We start from the raw sequence: 24244 nt of genomic DNA, 5'->3' as shown, positions 1-24244 counted from the left end.
TGAATACTTACCATAAGCGCCGCTGCCCGCAAGCGCATCCGCGCCCGCGCGGCCGATTATGCGATCAACCGTCGGTCCACGGGTAGAATGGCGGCATTGCCGAAGCCGCGCCGGCAAATCGGGGTTTGCGCTTTTCCAGGAACGCGGCCACGCCTTCGCGTCCGTCGCCGATGCTGGTGTAGAACATCGCAAGGGATTCCACGCGGTGCGCCTCCATCGGATGGCCGGCGCCGATATTGTGGTAGAGCATCTGGCGGATCAGCGCGACGCTGATCGGCGAACGATCCGAAATCAGCGTCCGGGCAAAGGCACTGGCGGCCTCCACCAGTTCGTCGGCGGGATGCACCGAACGCACCAGCCCGCCGGCCATCGCTTCCTCGGCGGTCAGGATGCGCGCGCTATACAGCCATTCCAGCGCCTTCTCGAGGCCGACGATGCGCGGCAGGAACCATGTCGAACAGGCTTCCGGCGTGATGCCCAGCCGCCCGAAGACGAAGCCGATGCGCGCGTCGGCCGATGCCAGCCGGAAATCCATGGGCAGCGTCATCGTGGCGCCGATGCCCACGGCGGCGCCGTTGATCGCGCCGACGATCGGCTTCAGGCATTCGAACATCGCCAGCGCCACGCGCCCGCCGGTATCGCGCACGCCGCGCGCGATCGCGGGATCGTCCAGCCGTTCGCGCATGTCGGCCATGTCCGGCGCCAGCGCCTCGTCCAGCCCGAACACATTGCCGCCGACCGAAAGGTCCATCCCGGCGCAGAAGGCGCGGCCGCTGCCGCTTAGCACGATCGCCTTGATCGCATCGTCGGCGCTGGCCCGGCGATAGGCGTCGACCAGTTCGTCGGCCATCTCGACGGTAAAGGCGTTCAGCTGCGCCGGGCGCGATAGGCGCAGTTGCAGCAGCCCGTCGTCGATCTCGTAGCCGAGCGTGTTGTAGCGCACATCCGCCATGTCAGGCCGCCATGCGCGCGGCGGCGCCCAGCGTGGCGCGGCATTCGGCGACGATGCGTTCGATCAGTTCGGCGCAGGTCGGCAGGTCATCCATCAGCCCGATCGCCATGCCCGCCCACAACATGCCGCCATCCACGTCGCCGCTTTCCAGCGCCGCGCGGCCGCGCGCGCCGGCGGCAAGCGGCTGGATATCGGCGAAGGTGGCGCCGGGCACGCGTTCGCTGGTCGCGATCTCCTCCGAAATCGCGTTGCGGAACACGCGCGCGGTGTTGCGGAACGGCTTGAAGATCACCTTGGTGTCGCGCTCGCTGCCCGCGACGATCGCCTCCTTGATGCGATCGTGGATCGGCGCCTCGCGCGTCAGCATGAACCGCGTGCCCATGTTGATGCCGTGCGCGCCCAGGCTCAAAGCGGCGGCCATCCCGCGCCCGTCGGCAAGGCCGCCCGAAGCGAGGATCGGGATGCGAAGCGCCCGCGCGGCGGCCGGGATCAGCACCAGGCCGGGAACATCATCCTCGCCCGGATGGCCGGCGGCTTCGAACCCGTCGATGCTGACGGCGTCGACACCGTTGCGCTCGGCCGACAGGGCGTGGCGCACCGACGTGCATTTGTGGACGATCGTCACGCCCGCCTCCTTGAAGCGGGCGATGAACTCCTTGGGGTTGTTGCCCGCCGTCTCGACGATCTTCACGCCGGAATCGATGATCGCGGTCACATAATCGGCATAAGGCGGCGGGTTGCTGCTCGGCAGGAAGGTCAGGTTCACGCCGAACGGCTTGTCGGTCATCGTCCGGCAGCGCGCGATCTCGTCGGCCAGCGCGGTGGGGGTCGGCTGGGTGAGCGCGGTCAGGATGCCGAGCCCGCCGGCATTGGATACCGCAGCCGCCAGTTCCGCGCGGCCAACCCACATCATGCCGCCCTGGACGATCGGATATTGGATGCCGAGAAGCTCGGTGATCGGCGTATGCATCAGGCTGTTCCCGTGGCTGTGATGTGCGTGCGAACGAAATCCACGCTGGTCAGGCTGGCGGCGGCGAGGCGCAGGCGGCCCAGCCGTTGCGCCCAATAGGTTTCGCCGCCACCGGCCAGCCGCCACTGGCGCAGCCGGCGCGTGTAAAGTTGCAGATCATATTCTTCGCTGATGCCGATCGCGCCGTGCACGGCATGGGCGGTATCGGCCACGATCACGGCGGCCGCGCTTGCGATCCGCTTGGCGACGGCGGCGCCCGCGGCATTGCCTTCCAGCCCGGCCGCGCAGCCGATTTCGGCGGCCATGCGCATTGCCACCACCTGTTCGGCCATCACCGCAAGCTGCTGTTGCAGCGCCTGCTGCTTGCCGATCGGCTTGCCGAACTGGATACGTTCATTGGCATAAGCGACGGTCATTTCGAGCAGTCGGTCGCCGGCGCCCGCCATCGCCGCCGCCCGCGCAATGGCGATGAGCGCGGCAAGATCGACACCGCTTGCGGGCCATCCGGTGGCGCCCGGCGCCTCCGGCCAGCCGACGAGCTCCGCCAGCGAGCCCGGATCGCCCGACGGCGCACGCGCGCAATCATTCAGGCGGATCAGCCGCAGCACGCCGCCTTGCTCGATCAGCGCATGAACCGCGACAGCGGCAAAGGCCACGGGCGCCGAAGCCGCGCCGGCGACAAGGACGATCGGCCCGTCGGGGCGTTCGCCGCCGGTGCGGGCGATCAGCGCGCGGGCGATCATCGTGTCGGCCACGGGCAGGGGCACCGCGTGCCGGCCCAGCGCCATCAGCAAGGGCGCAATCTCGGCCAGCGTCAGCCCGGCGCCACCCGAGGCTTCCGGCACCAGCGCATCCAGATAGCCCGATGCCTCAATCTCGGCCCAAAGATCGCCCCAGTCTCCACCGCTTTCGATCGCGCGCACCACGGCCGGCGGGCATGCGCCTTCCAGCAGGCGGTGAAAGGGGTCTGCAAGTTCTTCCCGTGTCATCAGCGAAGCCCCAGTCCGCGCGCGATGATCCCCCGCAGGATCTCACGCGTGCCGCCGCGCAGCGAAAAGCTGGGCGCGATCTGGCCAAGATAGGCGATGGTGCGATGGAGGTCCGGCGACACAGGCTCGTCGGGATGCGCGGCCAGATCGTCACCGATCCACGCGGGCACCGCCTGTTCGAACGTGGTGCCAAGATCCTTGACCAGCGATGCTTCCACCACCGGGCTCTGCCCCGCCGCCAGCAATCCCGTAACGGCGAGTGACATGGCCCGCAGCGTCGCGATTTCGGCGGTCATCCGCCCGGCCAGCGCGGCGGTGGCGCCGTCCAGCCGGCCCATCGCCGCAACATGCGCGATCCACGCGTCGATCAGCACCATGCTCGAATAGATGCGTTCCGGGCCGGATCGCTCGAACGCCAGCTCCGCCGTCACCTGTTTCCAGCCCTGGCCCTCGGTGCCGATCAGCGCATCCTCGCCGAGTTCGACATTGTCGAAGAACACCTCGGCGAAGTGCGCGTCCCCGGTCAGGTCCACGATCGGGCGGATGGTGATGCCCGGCGCCTTCAGGTCGACGATCAGTTGCGACAGGCCCGATTGCCGGTCCTCCGCCGTGCCCGATGTCCGCACCAATGCGATCATATAATCGCTGTGCGGCGCGTTGGTGGTCCAGATCTTCTGGCCGTTGAGCCGCCAGCCATGGTCGGTCCGTTCGGCGCGGGTGCGCACGCTGGCCAGATCGGAGCCGGAACCCGGCTCGCTCATCCCGATGCAGAAAAAGGCTTCGCCCCGGCAGATGCGCGGCAGATAGAATTGGCGCTGGTCCTCATTGCCGTAATTCAGGATCAGGGGCGCGCTTTGCCGGTCGGCGATCCAGTGGGCCGCCACCGGGGCGCCGGCCGCCAGCAGTTCCTCGACGATCACGAAGCGGGCGAACGGCCCACGTTCGGCACCGCCATAACGCTTGGGCAAGGTCAGGCCCAGAAAGCCGGCCTGTCCGAGTTTGCGGCTCAGCGCGGCGTCGAAGCCCTGCCAGGAACGGGCGCGCCGATCCAGCGGCAGGTGCGCCACGGCCTCGGCGATCAGGGTGCGGACAGGTTCGCGCAACGCCTCATCGGCGGCGGGAAGCTGGGTAGGGGACAGGCTTTCGAACAAGGGGGCTCACTTGGCTGTTGTGATGGCCATCCGGCTGCGCCCCTGTTTTTGCGCGCCCCTCATTCAAGTCCAATATTATCCGGTGCCAAAGTGATAGCGATCAGCTATCGGATGTCGCCATCGTCAGGAAGTTGATCGCCGCGGGGCTGGCCTGATCGGGGATGGCGATGCCCGCCTCAATCCGTGGCGGATTTTCGAGCCGCACCAATCGCACGCCATCGGGCACCTGCCGCGTCGCGCGGGCGGGCACCAGCGCCACGCCCAGCCCGCTCTGCACAAGGCTCAGGATGGTGTGCACCTGCGTCGCTTCCTGCGCCACATTGGGGGTGAAGCCCGCTTCATGGCAGGCCATCAGCGCGACCATGTTGAGCACGCTGATCCGCGTGTGGAGGATGAACGGCTCGCGGGCCAGGCTGGCCAGCGCCATGCGCGACGATGCGGCAAAGGCGCTCTTCGCGGGCACGGCGGCGATCAGCTCATCGGTTTCGACCACCTTGATGGTCAGCCCCTTGGCGTCCAGCAGCGGCAGCCGGACGAGGCCGACGTCAAGCTCCCCGTCGCGCAGCCCGCGCGCGATGTCGACGCTCGTCGAATCCTCCAGCACCAGATCGACCAGCGGAAAGCGGTGGCGATAATCGGGGATCAGGCGTGGCAGCATGGAATAGATGGCCGATCCGACGAAACCTATGCGCAGCTGGCCGCGCTCGCCCGTCTGGCCCTGCCGCACCGCGGCCCGCACATCCTGCGCGCGGGCCAGCGCGGCGCGGGCGGGTTCCAGCGCGGCCTGCCCGGCGGCCGTCAGCGCCACGCCGCGCGGCCCGCGCACGAACAATTGCGCGCCCAATTGCTCCTCCAGCTTGCGGATCGCGACGGTCAGCGGCGGTTGCGATATGTTCAGCCGCTCCGCCGCCCGATGGAAATTGAGCGTATCGGCAAGCGTGGTGAAATACAGCAGCTGGCGCAGATCCATGATAGTTCCGATGTATCGCCGTTCTTTTAATTGATATTAGATGGCGTGACGCCATCCGCCTAGCCATGATCGCGTCATCCCGCGCAAGATGGAGTGCAGCATTTTGGAAAATTTCCTTCTGGTCGAACGCGACGGCGCGGTCGTTACCGCCACGCTCAACCGGCCCCAGGAACGCAACGCGATCTCCGAACAGAGCCATATCGAGGAGATCGAGGATTTCTGCGCGTCGGTCGCCGCCGACGCCAGCGTGAAGGCGGTGGTGCTGACGGGCGCGGGATCGTCCTTCTGCGCGGGCGGCAATGTAAAGCATATGCGCGATCGCAAGGGCATGTTCGCGGGCTCGCCCTTCGATCTGCGCAACAAATATCGCTCGGGCATCCAGCGCATACCGATGGCGCTATATGAACTTGAAGTGCCGGTGATCGCCGCCGTCAACGGCCCGGCGATCGGCGCGGGGCTCGATCTCGCCTGCATGTGCGATATCCGCGTTGCGGCCGACAATGCGATCTTCGCGGAAAGCTTCGTCAAGCTGGGCATCGTCCCCGGCGATGGCGGTGCTTGGTTGCTGCCGCGCGTGATCGGCATGGCGCGTGCCTCGCTGATGACGCTGACCGGCGATGTGATCGACGCGGCCAAGGCGCTCGAATATGGTCTGGTGAGCGAAGTCGTGCCGGCCGATCGCCTGCTCGATACGGCGAAGGCGATCGCCGCGCGCGTTGCCGCCAATCCGGGCCATGCCACGCGGCTTGCCAAGCGCCTGCTGCGCGAAGGTCAGGATATGAAGCTCGCGCCGCTGCTCGAATTGTCGGCGGCCTATCAGGCGCTCGCCCACCATACGGCGGATCATGAAGAGGCCGTGGCCGCCTTCCTGGAAAAGCGGCCGCCGTCCTTCGGCAATAGCTGAGCGCAACAGGCGGGGTTAGCCCGGCTGGCGGACCAGCAGCCAGACCAGCCCCGCCACCACCGCGAGCGTCAGCAGGGCGAGCCAGTTGGGCGCAAAGCCGATCTCGCCTTGCGCGCCAGCGCCGTCGGGGCGGGGCGCGCGGCCGTGTAGCATCGGGCCGATCAGATCATGTCGGCCGTGGATGCGGTGGAACAGGATTGCGGCCAGATGCAGCCCGATCAGGCCGAGCAGCAGGTTGAACACCAGATCATGCGTTTCCGCCGCAATCCGCCCCGTATCGAAATCGACGAGATAGGATAAGGGCCCCGATTCCATCCCGTCGACATCGACCGCGAACAGGCCGAGCGTTACCTGCGCGACCAGCAGGCCGATCATCGCCACCACGCTCAATCCGCCCATCGGGTTATGGCCGACATGGCAATGCGGCCGCCGGTGGATCAGATCGGCGCCATGGCGGATCACCGCGCCCGGCCCCTTCACGAAATGGCGGAAACGCGCGGTCGTGCTGCCCCACAGGCCCCAGCCGATGCGGAACAAGAGCAGCGTCAGGATCGCATAGCCCGCCAGCCGGTGCCATTCGAGCATCCGTTCCTCGGCCGTCCACCAGGCCGCGGCGATCAGCGGGACGAGCGTCCAGTGGAACAGCCGCACGGGCAGATCCCACACGCGGATGCGCTCCCGCGGCGGCGCGGCGGCGGCGGGATCAGTCACTTTCGCGATATCGGTCATGGCAGGTCTTGCAACTGTTGCCGAGCACCTTCTGCGCCTGGGCGATCTGCCCGGCATTGCCGCTGGCGATCGCGGTGTTCAGGTTGTTCGCGGCCGTGACGAAGCCGGTGTGGGCGCGATTGAAACCCGCCATGTCGGTCCAGATGGTCGCCTTGGCGCGCGTCTTTTCGCCCGATTCCGGGCCGCTGCCCTTGGGGAACCATTTCATCTGGCCTGCCGCCCGGTTGGCGATGTCGCGCGCCAGCGGGCGGATCGTGGCGATGTCGGGGCTGCCCGTCTTCACCTCGTCGTTGATTGTTTTGAAGGCGCCACCGATCTCCTTGTAATTGGCCTTGCGGGCCTTCACCGCCGCCGCGATCGTCGGCGCCGCTGCGGTGACGGGCGTGGCAAAAACGGCAGCGGCGGCCATCCAGGCAAGCGCATGTGCGATCCGTTTGGGGGGCATTCCAGACCTTTCCTTGGGGTGTCGGGGCTCAGGCGATGATCTCGTTGATCGGGCGGTTCGTGCGCATCGCGTCCGTGCCCCAGCTGTCGACCGGAACGCCCATCAATTGCTGCGCGGTCAGCCCGACGCGGGTGATCGGTTCGCCCGCGCCGCGCACATGAAGGCCGGGCTTCACCTTGCCGCCGGCGCGGCCCGCCAGCATCACCGGAATGCCGGCGACATCGTGGTTCTTGGCGTAGGACACGTCGGAATGGGCGACGATCAGCATATTATCGAGCAGGCTGCCGTCGCCCTCGCGGATCGCCGCCATCGCCGCCACGAACTCCGCCCATGCCTCCATGTTGCGAACGGCGAAACTGTCCACCACCCGCTGATAGCCCACCGAACGGTCAATCAGTTCCTCATGTGTGGTCTGGTGATAGCCGGTGGTATCGCCGGCGGTGCGCAGGTCCGACGCTGCCGTGGAAAAGTTCATGTTGAAGGCGCGGGTCTGGTTGCAGGCCAGCGCCATGGCGAGCAATTCGGCCATCAGCTTGTGATTGGCCTTGCGCGTTTCAAAGTCGGTGAGGTCCGCCGATGCGCGCAGCGGCGCCGGGGCATCGGGCCGCACGCAGGCTTCGGCCGGCGGCGGCTTCTGCAATTGCAGAGCGAGCTTGCCCTCCATCTCGCGCACCGAGGTGAAATATTGGTCGAGCCGCGCGCGGTCCGCGCTGCCGACGCGGGCGAGCAGCGCGGCGCGCTGTTCCGACACGCCCGAAAGCACGCTCCTGCGCACGATGAATTTGGGATCGGGGGTGAAGCTCGCGGCATTGGGGTCGCGGAAATCGGGGCCGAAGATCCGCTGGTAAAGCTCGGCCGCGCTCGGGATCGTCGCGTTCATGCTGCTGCCGTTGCGGAACGAATGGCTGGTGCGCGGATTGCCGTCGGCGCTCAGTTCCAGCGATCGGAAATAGGATCCGCCACCGATCTGGTCGGCGATCAGCATGTCGAAGGTCGGCCCTTCGATCGCCTGCCACGTGTCCGCCGGCGCGCCGGTACGCGCCGCCGTATTGCCGGAAATGTGCGGCAGATTGCCCTTTCCGTCGAGCATCACGTCAAAGCCGGTCAGCACGCTTACATGCTGGCGCACCGGCTCGATCGGGGCGAGCTGCGGGGGCAGATCGTAATTGGCGCCGTCGCTTTTGGGTTCGAACCGCGCGGGGATCATCCCGCACCCCCAGAACCATGTGCCGAAGCGGACGGGCAGGGGCGCACCACCCAGCGTCGCGGCGAAGGCGGTGCCGTTTTCGTTCAGCATCGCATCCAGGATCGGCAGGCCCAGCGTCACCGATGCGCCGCCCAATATGCCCTTCAGCATGAAGCCGCGGCGGCTGAAATCCTGCGCCATCACATCGCTCCCTTGGTGGCAAGCGCCGGCCAGCCGGCCATGCGGGCAGGCGGGCTTGCAGGTTCATATTCGTAGAATTGGGGGCTGAGCGCGATCGCGCGGATCAGATCGACCATGCGATAGCCCGTACCGGCGAAATCGGCGTTCAGGCGCGCCACGACCGGCTTGTCGAACGCCGCCAGCCTGCGCCCCATCGCATAACGCCAGGTCGATTGGACAAGGCAATCGATAGGCTGCGGGTTGCGCTGGAACAGCCGGCCGAGCGCCGCCGCGCCATCGAAATGGGTGTCGGCGAAGCTGCCGGTCGTGTCGATCGCTTCGCCATGTTCGGTCGTGCGGAACTGGCCCGCGCCGTCGAACTTCTCCAGCGCCAGCCCCATCGGGTCGGTCAGCTTGTGGCAGCTAGCGCATTCCTCGTCGTCGAGATGCGCCTGCAACCGCGCCCGCGTCGTCTTCAGCGTGGGGTTGTCCACATCCTGCACCACCGCGAAATTCACATTGGCGGGCGGCGCGGGGATCGTTTCGCACAGCAGGATTTCCTGGATGGCCTTGCCGCGCAGCGTCGGCGATGTCCGCCCCGGGTGCGAATGCTGCGCCAGGAAACTGATCTGGGTGAACAGACCGGCACGCGGATCGCCGTCGGGAAACTGGTGGAACGTCCAGCCGCGCTCGGCGACCGGCACGTCATATAGCGGGCCCAATGTCCGGTTCATGGCGATGCGCCGGGTGGTGAACAGGTCGCGATAATCGCCCTGCCGGTCGACCAGCAGGTCGGTGATCGTGCGCAGCGTCTGTTCGCGCGCATCGGCGGCGACGGCGCTCGAAAAGGCCGGGTAGATGCGCGCATCCTTGGCCAGCAGGTCAATGTCATCCAGGTGCAGGAAATCGCTGAAGAAAGCGCGCACGCCATCGGCGAAGCGCGGCGACGCGATCATCGTCGCCACCAGCCGCGCGCGTGCCTCGGGCCGGTCCAGTTCGCCCTTCGCCGCTGCCGCCAGCAGCATTTCGTCGGGCGGCGCATTCCACAGGAAGAAACTGAGCCGGCTCGCCTTGCTCCACCCGTCCACCATGCGGCGGCCTTGTTCCGGCGCGCCGGGCCGGTCGATGCGGAACAGGAAATCGGGGCTGGTCAAAAGCCCGGTCAACGCCGCCGCCAGCCCGGCGTGGAAATCGCCCAGCGCGCGCGCGCTTTCCAGCGTCGTTGCCACCAGCGCGGCGCGTTCCGCCGGCGCCAGCGGCCGGCGCAGCATGCGCAGGCCGAGCCGATCGAAGACCTGCCCGGCGCAGGCGGAGCCCGCCGGATCGGCGGCAGCCGGCGTGCAACCGATCAGGCTGGCGCGATGATCGGGCGCCACCACCTGTTCGGCGATGTTGCGGGCGATCGTCTCATATTGCTCCAGCCCGCCGCTGGTGATCGAAACCGCGCTGGTGCCGACCGCCAACAGGCCGTCGACCCGCAGGTCGGGCTCGAAGCGGCCGACCACCTTGATATCGGCCCCGAATATGTCGGTGATCGCGCGACGATATTGCGGTTCGGTGATCCGCCGGACGGTCGATGCCTCGTCCGCATGGCTCGCCGGCACCGCCGCGATCGACGGGCGGTCGGCACCCGCCAGAACCAGCGGCACGGTTGCGGCGGCTGCCAGCAGGATGGCGATGCCACGGCCGGTCTTCATCGTGAATGTCCCTTTCATCGCGCAGCCTGCGCGCCGTCGTTGACGAATGCCGCCACCCCGAAAAAGCCGAGCGCGGAGGATATGGCGGTGAAGCGGCCGGTGCGTGGATCGCGATAGCCATCGGCCAGCTTGTCGATCGCCTGCCGCACGCCGGGGCAGGAAACGCGCGACAGATTGGCGCCATTGACCGTCATCTGCTCGATCGAGCTGTAGAAGCTGGCCAGCGTGTAATAGCCGTAAAAGCCGCCTTCGATGCCGCCATCGTCCTGCAAGGTCGCGCGGATGCGCGCACCTTTCAGAATGCGTGGCGCGTCGAGGATCTGTTCCTTGTAGTTCAGGCGAATGTCGAACGGATCGGTGGTCAGAACACCGTCCACGATCCGCCCCCGCGTCGTGGCGCGCAGTGCCGGGTCGGGGTCTGCATCGAAAGTGGCGCGGGCCAGCGCGCCGCCGACGGCATTCTTGGTGATCGCGTCGGCGCTGGCCATCACCGTCACCGTCACGTCGCTGTCGTTGCGCGGATCGTCGATGCCCGAAATCGCGATCAGCGTCGGTGCGCGGGCGGAAAACATCGTGCCCTTGGCGGTCGCCGGGTTGCCGGATTCACGGAAGGCCGCAACGCAGCCAATTGCCCGCCACAGCTGGTTGTCGACGCCGCTTTCCCCGTCCGGCCCGGTAAAGCCCGCACGGCCGGCCTTGTCATCCAGGTTCATGCCGAAGGCGGTGGCGCCGTCATAGGTGCGATAGCCCTTGGCGAGCTGCGGAAAATCCTCGGGATTGGTGCAGCTGTCATATGCGATGACGTGGTTCTGGAAGGCCAGCGCCCCGCGGCCCTTGGGAAAGTCGTTGAGCCTGGCGATGGCGCGCACCTGTTCGGGCGTCGGCGTGGCGCCGGGCGCCAGATCGGCCGGCAGCCTGGCCGATGCCGATCGTCCGCCGGAATTGCCGGCACGCAGCGCCATGCGCCGGAAGCCCAGCCTTTCACCCATCAGCTTTTCCAGCTCGGCCCGCTTCCCCGGCGCGGACAGGGCCGCTTGCTCGTCCGCGCTCAGCGATGCGAGGAAGGATTCCAGGGCCCCCGCAGCGATGGGCTGGCACACGCCATCTTCGGGCGCGGCCGCGAAATAGATGTTGCTCAGCACGAAGGCGCGCTGGTGCGGATCACCCCCGGTAGGGCCGCTCGCCCCGGTCAGCGCGATCGCCGCGATCGGCAATGCGGCCAGTTGTAGTGGCCGGGCCAACGCTGCTCTGCCGATGGTTCGCCTCATGCTCGCCTTGCGCTCCCCTCGCGCGTGATGTGTTTATGAGTGATTACTTGCTTATGATGTTCGATTGCGGGATTCAGAGATCGCGGACCACCCATTTTTCGATCAGGCGGCCCGGTGATGCTGCCCAGATTGCGGCAGTATTCCCAAGGATCGCGGCGGATGGCGGGGGGAGCGGATTGAGCGGAAGATGGAGGGTGGTTTGAACGGCGATGCACCCGCAAGCAGCCAGCGCTTTGCCCGGCAGATGCTGGCCATGGTGCAGTCGCTCGGCCTGTCGGTCGCGGAGGTCGTCGAAACCTCCGGGCTCGACGCGGCGGATGTCGAAGGTTTTGTTCTGCCCGCGCTCGATACCGCGCAACTTGGCCGGCTCGGTTCTCGGCTGGCCGGCCTGCTCGCGCGTCATGCCAATATGGCCGAAGGCCGCGCACCGCTCCGGCCGGGGGACTGGCGGGTTTTCCTATATTGCCTGCTCGCCGGTCGCACGTTGCGCGATGCGCTGCTCCATGCCGGCGATGCCTTTCAGGCGCTGGATGGTCGGTGCGGGCAAATCGAACTGCGGCAAAATGGCGCCATCGCCGAAGTGCGGATCGATTCGCTGCGCTCCGGCCCGTCGCTCGTCGGCTGCGCGGTCGATCTCAACGGCGTTGCCAGCATCCATGGGCTGCTCGGCTGGCTCATCGGCCGGCCGCTGCCGCTCCGTTCGATCCAGATCGCTTATGATGATGGGCTCTATCGCCGGCTGGATCTCGGCGATCTGCCTTATCCGGTCATCACGGGCGCGGCATGGACGGGGTTCAGCTTCGCCGCCGCATGGCTCGATCTCCCCGTCCTTCGCGCGCTCGACGAACTGGCCGGGCGCGGGCCGCAAAGCTTCCTGTTCGATGTCGATGGGACAAGCGCGGGCCTGCCCTTGCCCGAACGTGTCCGTCGCTTCGCGATCCGCGCGCTGCGCAGTCGCGGGCGGCTGCCATCCTTCGCCGATGTCGGCGCGCATCTCGGGGTCAGCGAGCCGACGTTGCGCCGGCATCTGGCCGGGCAGGGGGCGTCCTATCGCAACATCAAGGCCAGTTGCCGGCGCGAACTCGGCCTCGAACTGCTGGGCCAGCCGCAGCTCAGCATCGAGGACATCGCCGCCCGCCTCGATTTCTGCGACGCCGATGCCTTTCGCGGCGCTTTCCGCGAATGGTTCGGCAAGCCGCCCGCCGCCTATCGCCGCGAATTGGCCGTGTCGGCCAGTGTTTCACAATATCCCGATCCGGCGGGCTGAGCGGGCGATGGCCGCCCCGGTCAGGGGCGGATCGTCGATGCCTTCAACGTGGTGGTCGCGGTTAGGCCCTTGTCCTCGGCATGGTCGGCCGCCTTCACCACGATCTTGCCCGCAGCGACGCGCCAGGCGTGGCTATTGGTGTCGAAGCTCGCCAGCAGGCGCGGGTCGGCGCTGATTTCGGCGATGGCGGACTGGCCGGGCGCCAGTTCCAGCCGTTGCCAGCCGATCAGGCGCTGCACCATCTCGCCGCGCACGGGCACGGTCGCATAGAATTGGGGCACCGCCACGCCGACGCGATCGCCGGTGTTGGTCACCCGCACCCGCGCCTTCACCGTATCGCCGCCCGACAGCTTCAGGCCAGACATGCGGAAGCTGGTGTAGGTCAGCCCGAAACCAAACGGAAACAGTGGCTTGGCCTGTTTCAGCAGATGCCATTTGTAGCCGACATTGGCGCCGTCCACATCATAATCCACGTCGAACGATTTGACGTCGGCGGCCAGCCCATAGGTGACGGCGCCGGTCGCGCTCTGCGCTTCGGTGATGCCGTCCAGCTGCGGGCGCGGCAATTGCGCCAGCGAGGCGGGGAAGCTGATCGGCAGCCTTCCGCCCGGTGCCGCCTCGCCGGTCAGGATCGCGGCGATCGCGTCGCCGCCGCGCTGGCCGGGAAACCAGGCTTCGACGATCGCGGCGGGCTTGTCCGCCCACGGCATCAGCACCGCGCCGCCGGTCTGCAGCACGACGATCGTTTTCGCATTGGCGCCGGCGACGGCATCGACCAGCGCATCCTGCGCGCCGTCGAGCGACAGGGCGGGCACGTCATCCGCCTCGGTTCGCCATTGTTCGGCGAACAGGATCACCGCGTCGGCCTGCTTCGCCGCCGCCACCGTCGCGGCGACATCCTTGCCGTCGAGATAGTGGATGCGTGCTTCCGGCAGCCGCTTCTGCAGCGCGGCCAGCGGCGGGGAGGGCATGTAGGTGCGGCGCGCGAACAGCGCGGCCGGCGTCTTGGCGGTCAGCCTTTCCTCCAGCGCCGGCCCGCCGACCGGGCGCACCTGCGTCGACCCGCCGCCGGAAAGCACCCCGATATCGGCATGGCCGCCGACGACGAGGATCGAGCGGACCTCGCGAGCAAGCGGCAGGGCGCCGCGCTCGTTCTTGAGCAGGACGATGCCCTGTTCGGCGCTTTTCCGGGCGATCGCCGCGTTGCGCTCGAAATCGATCGGCCGGGCGGGTTCGTCGGTCCGGCCCTGAACGCCATGCACGATCAGCGCGCGCACGATCCGCGTCGCCATGTCGTCGATGCGTGCCAGCGGCACTTCTCCGGCCTCGACGGCGGCCTTCAGCGGCGCGCCGAAAAAGGGCTGCTTGTCGATTTCGGCACCCGATTGCTGGTCCAGCCCGGCATTGGCCGCCTTGGTCGTCGAATGGACATTGCCCCAGTCGGACATCACCCAGCCCGGATAGGCCCAGTCCCGCTTGAGCACGCCGTTGAGCAGCCAGTCGCTTTCGCTGGCATAATCGCCATTCACCTTGTTGTAGGCGGTCATCACCGATCCGGGCTGGCCGCGTTCGATGGCGATCTGGAAGGCCAGAAGATCGGATTCGCGCGCCGCCGCCTCGCCGATCTTCACATTCAGCACGTTGCGCCCGGTTTCCTGGTCGTTGAACGCGAAATGCTTGACGGTGGAGACGATCTGGTTGCTCTGCACGCCGCGAATATGCTCGCCGGCCAGCACGCCGGAAAGCAGCGGATCCTCGCTGAAATATTCGAAATTGCGGCCGTTGCGCGGTTCGCGGATCAGGTTGACGCCGCCGGCCAGCATCACGTTGAACCGCTTGGCACGGGCCTCGCCGCCGATCAGCGCGCCGGCCTCATATGCGGCCTCGGGCGACCAGGTGGACGCTAATGACAGGCTGGATGGCATCGCCGTCGCCTCGTCGTTGCGCCGCAGGTTGAGCAGATTGGCGACGCCCAGGCTCGCGTCGGTCTCGCGCATCGGTGGCAGGCCCAGCCGGGCGATGCCGGGCACATGGCCGGCGCCGATGATCACGTCGGCCGGCCGGTTGCGCATCAGCATCGGCATATGGCCCTTCACCAGCGACAGCTTCTCGTCGAGCGTCATCTGCGCCACCAGCGCGGCGGCTTTCGCCTTGGCATCGTCGGTCCGGGGCGCGGCGGTCGGCTCGGCCATGGCAGGCACTCCCGTGGCAATCGTGCTGGCCAGAATCGACGCCGCGATCCAGCGCGTCATGTGGTGCGATGCCCCAGATTTCATACCATCCTCTCGCTTGTGCCCGGTCCGGATTTTCTCGGCCGGCGCTTTGCTAGCCCGGCCGTGCCGCCCGATCAAATAAAATAAACGTCGTCGTTCTTTTATGGTCTTGAGCGGACGGCCACGGCCATGGATTGCATTGGCGCGGGCATCGACCTAATGGCATGTGAGTAACGACTCACTTTAAGGGAATGCCGGGCCATGCTCGATCAGGCAGCGCGCGAACATCTGTCCAACGTCCTGCGGCCGGCCGCGCCGCCGCGTGAACTCGATGGCGTCTACACGCCGGATCAGCTGGCGCGGCTGCTGGACGTGGTGCGCAGCGAAGGGCCGTGGAAGCTCATCATCGCGCAGCATTTCGCCTCGGCGGAAGAGCTGGTGGCCACCCTGTCGGGCGGCTTCCCGGAAGGCTTCACGCCCACGCTGGACATGTTCCTCACGCCCACCTTCCGCGGCTTCTACGCCAATTACTCGGCATGCCTTTATCCCGAGATCAGCGACTGCTTCTACAACGACAAGTTTCTGGAACTCGCCAAGGGCTATTGGGGTGCGCAATATGCCAAGCCCCAGATGATGCTGTTCAACGTCAACGGCCCCTGCGCCAACACCGATCCGGGCCATCTCGATTCGCCCAGCTTCCGTGGCATCCGCTACGAAAATTCGCCGACCTGGCTGTGTTCGGTGATGGGCAAATCGGGCCTGTTCACTGATTATCTGATCAAGATGGCGCAGGTCATCACCTGGTTCTCGCATGATGGCGCGTCGGGCTTCACCTATTGGCCCAACGGTCCGCTCAAGGCGCCGGCTCGCCTCCAGCCGCCGATCTACAATCGCGGCGTGCTGGTCCAGAACGAGATGATGATGCATCGCGGCGAAGCCAATGGCCCGCTCGATCAGCAACGTCCCGCCGGCCTTGGTTTCGATACGCTGTTCTCGGGCGATCCGGCCAGCAAGGATCATTGGCTGCTCAAGACCGGCGATCAGGTGATCGCACGCCACCATACCGATGAACTGCGCTTCCTCGTCCACTGGTCGGCCGAGGTGTTCGAGGATTTTGCCGAGCTGAAGAAGAACATGGACGGGTCGGACGATCTGACCCACGATCAGGTGTTCGATACGCTGATCCGCGATGTCCGTTCGCGCGGCATCGCGATCGAAACGCCGACTGATCCGATGCGCGATCCGGTTTTCATCCGTGCGCTGAACGCCGCTTACGATATCGGCACGCCCAGCCAATATCCGGCGGAAGCCCCGGTTTCGCCCTTCGCGCTGCAGGCGGCCTGATCCTCGCCGCGGCCGGCGGGGGTGCCCTGCCGGCCGTGGCCCGCCACATCCCCCTTGCCCCGCGCGCCGGCCGGGGACACTAAGGTCGCGCCCGCATGGTCGGGCGGTGTGACGATCAGGGTGGTGAATGGCGAAGGTAAATCCCGCGTCCAAGCGTGGGCGGCCGACCAAGGCGCAGGTGGCGGAAATCAACCGCGCCATCACGGCGGCGGCGGTCGGCCTGTTTCTGGAAGAAGGCTATTCCGCGACGGCGATGGAAACCGTCGCCGCGCGGGCGGGCGTTTCCAAGGTCACCGTCTATAGCCGCTTCGCCACCAAGGCGGATCTGTTCGCCGCCGTCGTTGCGGATCGCGTCGCCGCCTGGTCGGTGGAAGCGGGCAAGGCCGACGTGCACCTGCCGAAAACGCCGCGCGGCCGGCTCGAACATCATGCTCTGGTCATGGTGGAAAGCCTGGCGCATCCCGAAGTGGCGGCATTCAGCCGGCTCATCGTGGCCGAACAGCGCCGCTTTCCCGAACTCGCCCGCATCTATCGGGAAGGGGCCTTTGCCGTCGAACTCGATCTTCTGACGCGCGAAATCGCGGCGATCGGGCAGGAACGGGGGCACCAGGTCGCCGATGCCAATGCCGTCGCGCTCACGCTGGTGCAGGCGCTTACCGGCTGGGCCAATCTCCAGTCGCTGTTCGAAGAAGCGACCGGGCCTGACGAGCGTCGCGCGGTGGTGCGCCGCACGATCGACCTGCTGGTCGATGGCGTTGCGGCTTGGTGATCGGCCCGATGATCGGTCGGCCGATCCATTTCATCCCGTTGGCGATTGCGAATTGAACGACGACGTGCATTATGCGCCCGCCGCACGATTCCGCGGCTCAGGAGATTGTCTGAAATGCTGAAACTGATCGCGGCCTCCGCCGCGCTGATTACCGCGCCGATCATGGTCGTCATGCCCGCGCAGGCCCAGGCCCAGGCTGCCGCCCCGGCCGCGCTTTCGACCGCGGCCACCACCATTGGCGATCTGCTGGACAACCCGGCGGCCAAGGCGGTTCTGGTGAAGCACATTCCGGAAGTCGTCGCCGGCGATCAGATCGAAATGGCGCGCGGCATGACGCTGGTCGACATCCAGCAATATGCGGCGGACGTGATCACCGACGCCAAGCTCGCGGCGATCGACGCCGATCTCGCCAAGCTCGGCAAGTGATCAAAGCGGGCCTTCGGGCCCGCTTTTTTCGGCGGCTTGGTCGGGTGTTCGACGGGCCGCCGTGCTCCCGATGCCTTCGCAGGGCTGGCTTGGCCGCGAACTTCGCGAAGTGCGTGGGGCAGGCTTCGGCCGCCGCATTGGCGGCATGAAGCGAACCTCGGGTCCGCGGACCAGCTTGCTTCAGTTTTTCGGGCGTGACGCGCCGGCGCGTGAGGCGGATGGCGTTTGGCCTCCAACGCAAACTTCCTGCCGCCGCTTCCTTTCCGAATCGGGCATCGCGGCCTAGGTTGGCTGGATGACTCACGCCGGTTTCGTTCCCCTCCGCATTTTTTCGTCTTTCACCATGCTGGATGGCGCGATCGAGCCGAAGGCGATCTCCAAACAGGCGCGAAAGCTGGGCTTTCCGGCGGCCGCGATCACCGATCGCAACGGCCTTTACGGCTCCATGGCCTTTTCGGACGCTGCGAAGAAGGATGGCGTGCAGCCGATCGTCGGCGCGATGCTGGCGGTGCTGCGGCCGGGCGTGCCCGAAGGCAAGCCGATCATCATCGACTGGCTGGCGCTCTATGCACAGGACGAGCAGGGGTACGACAATCTTTGCGAACTGGTTTCGGCCGCGCATCTCGAACGGCCGGGCCATGAAGACGCGCATGTTCCGCTCGATCGCCTGGTCGGCAAGACCGACGGGCTGATCGCGCTCAGCGCGGCCGGCGAAGGGGCTGTGACGCGGCTGCTGGCCGAAGAGCAGGCCGATGCCGCGCGCGCTTATGTGGAACGGCTGGAAGGCCTGTTCCCCGGCCGCCTCTATATCGAGGTGGCGCGGCGCAACGATCCGGTGGAAGAAGCTGCCGAGGACGCGCTGATCGATCTCGTTTATGCGCGCGATCTGCCGTTGGTGGCGACCAACCCTGCCTGTTTCGCCGAACCCGATTTTCACCCCGCGCACGATACAATGCTGTGCATCGCCGGCTCGTCCTATGTGGAAAGCGACGATCGCAAGCATTCGTCGCCCGATGCGTGGATCAAGCCCGGCGACGAGATGATCCGCCTGTTCGAGGATCTGCCCGAGGCGATCGCCAACACGCTGGTCGTCGCCCAGCGCTGCGCCGCGATGGCGCCCTGGCGCAAGCCGATCCTGCCCAGCCTTGCCGGCGATCGCGAGGGCGAGGCCGAAATGCTGCGGCAGGATGCCCATGCCGGGCTGGAGGCGCGGCTGGCGAAGATCGACGAACCGATCGACCGGCAAGCCTATTTCGACCGGCTCGAATTCGAGATCGACATCATCATCCGCATGGGTTTTCCCGGCTATTTCCTGATCGTTGCCGATTTCATCAAATGGGCGAAGGACCATGATATTCCGGTGGGGCCGGGGCGTGGATCGGGCGCGGGTTCCGTCGTCGCCTGGGCGCTCACCATCACCGATCTCGATCCGCTGCGGCTGGGGCTTCTGTTCGAACGCTTCCTCAATCCCGAACGCGTGTCGATGCCCGATTTCGACATCGACTTCTGCGAAACCCGGCGTGGCGAGGTGATCAGCTACGTCCAGCAGAAATATGGCCGCGACCATGTTGCCCAGATCATCACCTTCGGTCGCCTGAAGGCGCGCGCGGTGCTGAAGGACACCGGCCGCGTTCTCCAGATGAGTTACGGTCATGTTGATCGTTTAGCCAAACTGGTTCCGAACCACCCGACCGATCCGTGGACGCTGGACCGCGCGCTTAACGGTGTGTCGGAGCTGGCCGCCGAATATAAGGCCGACGAGCAGGTGAAGCGCCTGTTCGATCTGGCGATGAAGCTGGAAGGGTTGCCGCGCCACAGTTCCACCCATGCCGCCGGCGTGGTGATCGGCGATCGGCCGCTGGACCAGCTGGTGCCGCTCTATCGCGATCCGCGATCGGACATGCCCGTCACCCAGTTCGACATGAAGTTCGTCGAGGGCGCCGGGCTGGTGAAGTTCGACTTCCTTGGCCTCAAGACGCTGTCGGTGCTGCAAAAGGCGTTGCATTTTCTAAAGTTGAAGGGCGTCGAGGTCGATCTGGCCGCGCTGCCGTGGGATGACGAGGAGGTCTACAAGCTCCTCCAGAGCGGCAACACGGTGGGCGTGTTCCAGCTCGAATCCGAAGGCATGCGCCGCACGCTTTCCGCCGTGCGGCCGACCTGTTTCGAAGACATCATCGCGCTCGTCTCGCTCTATCGTCCCGGCCCGATGGACAACATCCCGCTGTTCGGCGATCGCAAGAATGGCCGGGCGGAGATCGAATATCCGCACCCCCTGCTCGAAGGTATCCTCAAGGAAACCTACGGCATCTTCGTCTATCAGGAACAGGTGATGCAGGCTGCGCAGATCCTGGCGGGCTATTCGTTGGGCGATGCCGATCTGCTGCGCCGCGCGATGGGCAAGAAGATCAAGGCGGAGATGGACGCACAGCGCACGCGCTTTGTGGAAGGCTGCGCCGACAAGGATATTTCGGCCGAAAAGGCCAATGAGTTGTTCGACTTGATCGACAAGTTCGCGGGCTATGGCTTCAACAAGAGCCACGCGGCGGCCTATGCGCTGGTCGCCTATCACACCGCGTGGATGAAGGCGCATCACAAGCCGGAATTCTATGCCGCGTCGATGTGTTACGACATGGCACTGACCGACAAGCTGTCGATCTTCGTCGATGATATGCGCCGGCTGGGCGTGCCCTGCCTGCCGCCGGACATCAACACCAGCGAGGCGGAATTTTCGGTGGAAGGCGAAAGCGTCCGCTATGCGCTCGGCGCGCTGAAGGGCGTGGGCGAAAAGGCGATGGAATTGCTGGTGGACGAACGCCAGCGGACCGGCCGTTTCAAATCGCTCGACGATTTCGCCGATCGGGTGGACCCGAAGCTGCTCAACCGCCGCCAGCTGGAAAGCCTGGCGGCCGCAGGGGCATTCGATACGATCGAAGGCGAGCGCGCGGGCGTGCATGCGGCGGCGGAAACCATCCTCGCGCACGCGGCCACAGTGGCGGCCGCGCGCGACAGCGGCCAGGGCGGGCTGTTCGGCGACGCGAGCGTCGGTGCGGCGCCGATCCGGCTGCCCAAGGATGCGATGTGGACGCTGATCGAACGGATGGCGGCGGAGAAGGAGGCGTTCGGCTTCTATTTCTCGTCGCACCCGGTCGATCGCTTCCGCCATCTGGCGCAGGCCAATCGCGCCAAGACCTATGCGGAGCTGGTGCAGCTGCCGGTGGCCGAACCGCAGCGTTCGCCCGAAGGCCGGCGGATGCCCGCGCCGACGGTGACGTCAGCCGCGCTGATCGAGGATGCCCGCTGGCGCACCTCCGCACGCGGCACGCGCTACATGATGGCGACCTGTTCGGACGCCACCGGCCAGTTCATCGCCACCTGCTTCGACGAAATGGTGTCGGAGGAGATCGAGAAGATGGCGCGCGCCGGTGCCTGCGCCTTGCTGACCGTCGAGCTGGATCGGCGCCCGGGCGAGGATACGCCACGCGTGACGATCCGGTCGCTCCAGCCCTTTGACGGGCTGGCGGGCAAGACGCGGCTGCGGCTCGACATCGAGACGGCGGACCCGATGGTGCCGCCGGCGGTTGCGGCGCTGCTGGGCGAGGCACGCGGCGGGCGCGGCGAACTGCACTTACGCGCACGCACGCCCGAAGGCGGCAGCGCCGACATCCTGCTAGGCCGCGATTTCATGCTCGACGCCGAACTCGTCGCGCGGATTGAGCGCGTGCCGGGTATCGACCGGGTGGAACTGGGCGCGGTCGAACCGCCAAAACTCGCGCTGGTCAGCTAGAGCAGTTTCCGATTCAGCAGGTGATTCCACCTGCTTGGAAAGCGCTCTAAGCTGCCGCTGACGCGAGGGACGCTTTGGACGAAATTTCAAAGCGGTTCCGGCCATTATGCTTGGCGTGATAGAGCGCGGCATCCGCCAGGCCGAGTGCATTTTCGAGATTGGGTTCGCTTCGTTCAACGTGCACGCCGATGCTGACGGTGGTCTGGATTGATCGGCCATCTTCAAGGCCGACGGGGCCGGAACGAAGCGCGGAGTTGATGCGCTCGGCGATGGCGCCGGCATCGACGAGGGTGCAATCCGGCAGCACGACTGCAAATTCCTCACCGCCGAGGCGGCCCACCACATCCTGCGCGCGGACAAGGTTCTTCAACGTGCTCGCAAAGGCGGCAAGGACCTCGTCTCCGGCCCTGTGCCCATATTGGTCGTTGATGGATTTGAAATGATCCAGATCTAGCATCATCACGGCGGCCGATTGACCAGCGTCCAATGATCGGTCGAGGGCGGCTCCGCCAGCATCAAGGAAGGCGCGCCGATTGCGCAGGTTGGTCAAGGGATCATAGTCGGCCAGAAGCCGGTATCGTTGCAGCAGGTCGTTGCGGGCGGCCACGACGCTTCCGACGGCGATTGGCGTCAAGGCGACAAGGCTGACCCCCAGGCGAACACTGATCACGTCCGATCGGGCTGCCAGTTCCGTCGGCGACCACATCAAACCCGTTCGAAGCGCGAACAGCGTCCATAGCGCGAAGCCAAGGCTGACGCAGGCTGTGAGGAACAGATCATAAGCGAGCGCGCACCAGAGCAGCGCAGGAATGGGAAATAACGCTGCGCCCGGCCGGCCACCAACCAGCACGGCCCCGGCGATCGAACCGATCAAGGCTAGCAATGGCAACAGATTTCGCGGGTTGGAACGCGCGATCCATTGGCGGGCCGCCACTACCTTCCATGCGGTTGCGCGCGGAAGTGTCAGGAGTACGGGAAGAAAGGTGACATAGTTCACCATTTCCGTCGCTGTCCAGAAAAGGAAGCCCTCCTTGCTCGATCCGCCAAAGAGCAGCGGATTGGCAAAAATGCCGAACATGCCCGCAACCAGCGATGCGACCAGAATCGCACGCAGCACATGGATGGTCGATTTCCGCCCCTTCAAAATGCGGTCATATTGCGACAGGGGGCGAAGCAGATAGCAAGCCGTGGCGACAGTCGCCAGATTGCCGCCATTGAGCGTCAGATTGCGGACGAGGCTGGTCCCCATCAGCAAATCGGCCAGGAAGAAGGCCAGTGCGCAGTTAAGCCAGACGGAAAGGCGGTTCGCCCCGGGAAAGCGCACCAACATGCCGAGCATGAAGGCGTTTGCCGGCCAAAAGGTCGAAAGGCCGAGATAAGGCTGGCTCAGGATGCCGGCCAGACAAACGAGAAACAGGCCGGGGGCGAGGGCCATGCTGGCTAAGCGGCCCTGATGCGCGCCATCCGCGTGCCTCGCATTCTGGTCCGCCAGCCGCACTCTACCCCCGTGTTTCGTCCGCTATCGCGAGTACCCGTTTCGTCCGGTCTAGTGACTGTAAGTGAATAAAATGCGTGGTGCGAACTGGCCGGGCAGCGGGCTGTACGGCAGGCAAAAGCAGATCACCGCCGGCATGGCAATGTGTAAGGCGGGGAGGGCGGCCGGCGCCCTCCCGTCGGCCGTCAATCCTGGAACGGATCGCGGACGAGGATCGTGTCCTCGCGTTCGGGGCTGGTCGAAACCAGCGCGACGGGGCACTGGATCAGTTCTTCCACGCGGCGGATATATTTGATCGCCTGCGCCGGCAGATCGGCCCAGCTGCGTGCGCCGGCGGTGGACTGGCTCCAGCCTTCGATCGTCTCATAGACGGGCACGGCGCGGGCCTGATCCTGCGGGTGCGGCGGCAGATAATCATAATGGCGGCCGTCGAGCGTGTAGCCGGTGCAGATCTTGAGCTCGTCGAACCCGTCGAGCACGTCGAGCTTGGTGAGCGCGATGCCGGTGATGCCCGAAACCGCGGCGGACTGGCGCACCAGCACCGCGTCGAACCAGCCGCAGCGGCGCTTGCGGCCGGTGACGGTGCCGAATTCATGGCCGCGCTCGCCCAGCCGCTGGCCGGTTTCGTCCTCCAGCTCGGTGGGGAAGGGGCCGCTGCCGACGCGGGTGGTGTAGGCCTTGACGATGCCGAGCACGAAGCCCGCCGCCGATGGGCCGAGGCCCGAACCGCCGGCGGCGGTGCCGGCGATGGTGTTGGACGAGGTGACGAAGGGATAGGTGCCGTGATCGACATCGAGCAGCACGCCCTGCGCGCCTTCGAACAGGATGCGGTCGCCGCGCTTGCGCGCTTCGTCCAGCGTCCGCCACACCGGCTTGGCATAAGGCAGGATGAATTCGGCGATCTCGGCCAGTTCCTTCATCAACCGGGCGCGGTCGATCGGCGCCTCGCCGAAGCCGGCGCGCAGCGCATCATGGTGCGCGCAGACGCGATCGAGCTGGAGGTCGAGATCGTCGAGATGGGCAAGGTCGCACACGCGGATCGCGCGGCGGCCCACCTTGTCCTCATAAGCCGGGCCGATGCCGCGCCGGGTGGTGCCGATCTTGCCGGCGCCGCTCGCATCCTCGCGCAGGCCGTCAAGGTCACGGTGGAAGGGCAGGATCAGCGGGCAGGTTTCGGCGATCTGCAGATTTTCGGGCGTCATCGTCACGCCCTGGCCGGCCAACTTCGCTACCTCGTCGCGGAAATGCCAGGGATCGAGCACCACGCCGTTGCCGATCACCGAAAGCGTGCCGCGCACGATGCCCGACGGCAGCAGGGAGAGCTTGTAGACATTTTCGCCCACGACCAGCGTGTGCCCGGCATTGTGCCCGCCCTGGAAACGGACGACGCAATCCGCGCGCTCCGCCAGCCAGTCGACGATCTTGCCCTTGCCTTCATCGCCCCACTGGGCGCCGATGACGGTGACGTTGGCCATTTCACTCTTCTTTCTAAAGCGTCATGCCGA

Annotated in this window: 19 protein-coding genes; 6 read left to right on the top strand and 13 right to left on the bottom strand. The window is 66.3% G+C overall.

Annotated elements, in window-relative coordinates; genetic code table 11:
* Positions 1-64 precede the first annotated feature (64 nt).
* The 5 genes from CHB74_RS05395 to CHB74_RS05375 form a co-directional block, all read right to left on the bottom strand.
* The gene (locus tag CHB74_RS05395; RefSeq protein ID WP_089218605.1) at positions 65-952 is read right to left on the bottom strand and encodes a crotonase/enoyl-CoA hydratase family protein; all 888 of its coding nucleotides are present in this window, start codon (positions 950-952) and stop codon (positions 65-67) included.
* Between the two features lies 1 nt (position 953).
* The gene (locus CHB74_RS05390) at positions 954-1922 is read right to left on the bottom strand and encodes an NAD(P)H-dependent flavin oxidoreductase (protein WP_089218604.1); all 969 of its coding nucleotides are present in this window, start codon (positions 1920-1922) and stop codon (positions 954-956) included.
* Positions 1922-2911, bottom strand: a complete 990-nt coding sequence (locus CHB74_RS05385; RefSeq protein WP_089218603.1) for an acyl-CoA dehydrogenase family protein — start codon at positions 2909-2911, stop codon at positions 1922-1924. The genes CHB74_RS05390 and CHB74_RS05385 overlap by 1 nt, the downstream gene beginning before the upstream one ends.
* Complete coding sequence (locus CHB74_RS05380) at positions 2911-4062, bottom strand: acyl-CoA dehydrogenase family protein (protein ID WP_089218602.1); 1152 nt, start codon at positions 4060-4062, stop codon at positions 2911-2913. Before CHB74_RS05380 ends, CHB74_RS05385 begins: the two co-directional genes overlap by 1 nt.
* Positions 4063-4162: 100 nt before the next feature.
* Complete coding sequence (locus CHB74_RS05375; protein ID WP_089218601.1) at positions 4163-5032, bottom strand: LysR family transcriptional regulator; 870 nt, start codon at positions 5030-5032, stop codon at positions 4163-4165.
* A gap of 103 nt (positions 5033-5135) precedes the next feature.
* On the opposite strand from CHB74_RS05375, the gene CHB74_RS05370 reads away from it, so the two are divergent.
* Positions 5136-5936, top strand: coding sequence for a crotonase/enoyl-CoA hydratase family protein (locus tag CHB74_RS05370; protein ID WP_089218724.1), 801 nt, complete (start codon positions 5136-5138; stop codon positions 5934-5936).
* A gap of 15 nt (positions 5937-5951) precedes the next feature.
* Here the strand turns inward: CHB74_RS05370 and CHB74_RS05365 are convergent, their stop codons facing one another.
* From CHB74_RS05365 to CHB74_RS05345, 5 genes are read right to left on the bottom strand one after another with little or no spacing between them, the layout of a single operon-like run.
* Entirely contained in the window at positions 5952-6665 is a 714-nt protein-coding gene (locus tag CHB74_RS05365) for a cytochrome b/b6 domain-containing protein (protein WP_179220731.1), read from the bottom strand.
* Positions 6640-7110: a c-type cytochrome gene (locus tag CHB74_RS05360; protein ID WP_089218600.1), complete on the bottom strand. Its 471-nt coding sequence runs from the start codon at positions 7108-7110 to the stop codon at positions 6640-6642. Before CHB74_RS05360 ends, CHB74_RS05365 begins: the two co-directional genes overlap by 26 nt.
* 28 nt (positions 7111-7138) lie before the next feature.
* The gene (locus tag CHB74_RS05355) at positions 7139-8497 is read right to left on the bottom strand and encodes a DUF1552 domain-containing protein (protein WP_089218599.1); all 1359 of its coding nucleotides are present in this window, start codon (positions 8495-8497) and stop codon (positions 7139-7141) included.
* Positions 8497-10173, bottom strand: a complete 1677-nt coding sequence (locus tag CHB74_RS05350) for a DUF1592 domain-containing protein (protein ID WP_179220730.1) — start codon at positions 10171-10173, stop codon at positions 8497-8499. The genes CHB74_RS05355 and CHB74_RS05350 overlap by 1 nt, the downstream gene beginning before the upstream one ends.
* Positions 10174-10187: 14 nt before the next feature.
* Positions 10188-11441: a hypothetical protein gene (locus CHB74_RS05345; RefSeq protein ID WP_144033729.1), complete on the bottom strand. Its 1254-nt coding sequence runs from the start codon at positions 11439-11441 to the stop codon at positions 10188-10190.
* 187 nt (positions 11442-11628) lie between these two features.
* Here CHB74_RS05345 and CHB74_RS05340 point away from each other — a divergent pair, with 187 nt between their 5' ends.
* Positions 11629-12708 (top strand): helix-turn-helix domain-containing protein, encoded by a 1080-nt coding sequence (locus CHB74_RS05340; protein WP_089218596.1) that lies wholly within the window; start codon positions 11629-11631, stop codon positions 12706-12708.
* 20 nt (positions 12709-12728) lie between these two features.
* On the opposite strand, the gene CHB74_RS05335 is transcribed toward CHB74_RS05340, so the two are convergent.
* Complete coding sequence (locus CHB74_RS05335) at positions 12729-14900, bottom strand: beta-glucosidase family protein (protein WP_245842649.1); 2172 nt, start codon at positions 14898-14900, stop codon at positions 12729-12731.
* 282 nt (positions 14901-15182) lie between these two features.
* Between CHB74_RS05335 and CHB74_RS05330 the strand changes: the two genes are divergently transcribed.
* The 4 genes from CHB74_RS05330 to dnaE all read left to right on the top strand — a co-directional run bounded on the left by CHB74_RS05330 (position 15183) and on the right by dnaE (position 21244).
* Positions 15183-16265: a hypothetical protein gene (locus CHB74_RS05330; RefSeq protein WP_089218594.1), complete on the top strand. Its 1083-nt coding sequence runs from the start codon at positions 15183-15185 to the stop codon at positions 16263-16265.
* Between the two features lie 127 nt (positions 16266-16392).
* On the top strand, positions 16393-17034 hold the full coding sequence (locus tag CHB74_RS05325; protein ID WP_089218593.1) for a TetR/AcrR family transcriptional regulator: 642 nt from the start codon (positions 16393-16395) through the stop codon (positions 17032-17034).
* A 114-nt stretch (positions 17035-17148) separates the two neighbouring features.
* Positions 17149-17460 carry a hypothetical protein gene (locus tag CHB74_RS05320; RefSeq protein ID WP_089218592.1) on the top strand — a complete coding sequence of 104 codons (312 nt, stop codon included), beginning with the start codon at positions 17149-17151 and terminating at the stop codon, positions 17458-17460.
* Positions 17461-17755: 295 nt separating this feature from the next.
* Positions 17756-21244 (top strand): DNA polymerase III subunit alpha, encoded by a 3489-nt coding sequence (gene dnaE, locus CHB74_RS05310; protein ID WP_089218590.1) that lies wholly within the window; start codon positions 17756-17758, stop codon positions 21242-21244.
* Between the two features lie 46 nt (positions 21245-21290).
* On the opposite strand, the gene CHB74_RS05305 is transcribed toward dnaE, so the two are convergent.
* Positions 21291-22679, bottom strand: coding sequence for a GGDEF domain-containing protein (locus tag CHB74_RS05305; RefSeq protein WP_089218589.1), 1389 nt, complete (start codon positions 22677-22679; stop codon positions 21291-21293).
* Positions 22680-22924: 245 nt separating this feature from the next.
* On the bottom strand, positions 22925-24214 hold the full coding sequence (locus CHB74_RS05300) for an adenylosuccinate synthase (RefSeq protein ID WP_089218588.1): 1290 nt from the start codon (positions 24212-24214) through the stop codon (positions 22925-22927).
* Positions 24215-24244 lie beyond the last annotated feature (30 nt).

This window comes from Edaphosphingomonas laterariae (assembly GCF_900188165.1).
Taxonomy (GTDB): Bacteria; Pseudomonadota; Alphaproteobacteria; order Sphingomonadales; family Sphingomonadaceae; genus Sphingomonas_E; species Sphingomonas_E laterariae.
The sequence above is the reverse complement of the archived record's forward strand: the minus strand, read 5'-3'. Positions and strand labels throughout refer to the sequence as shown.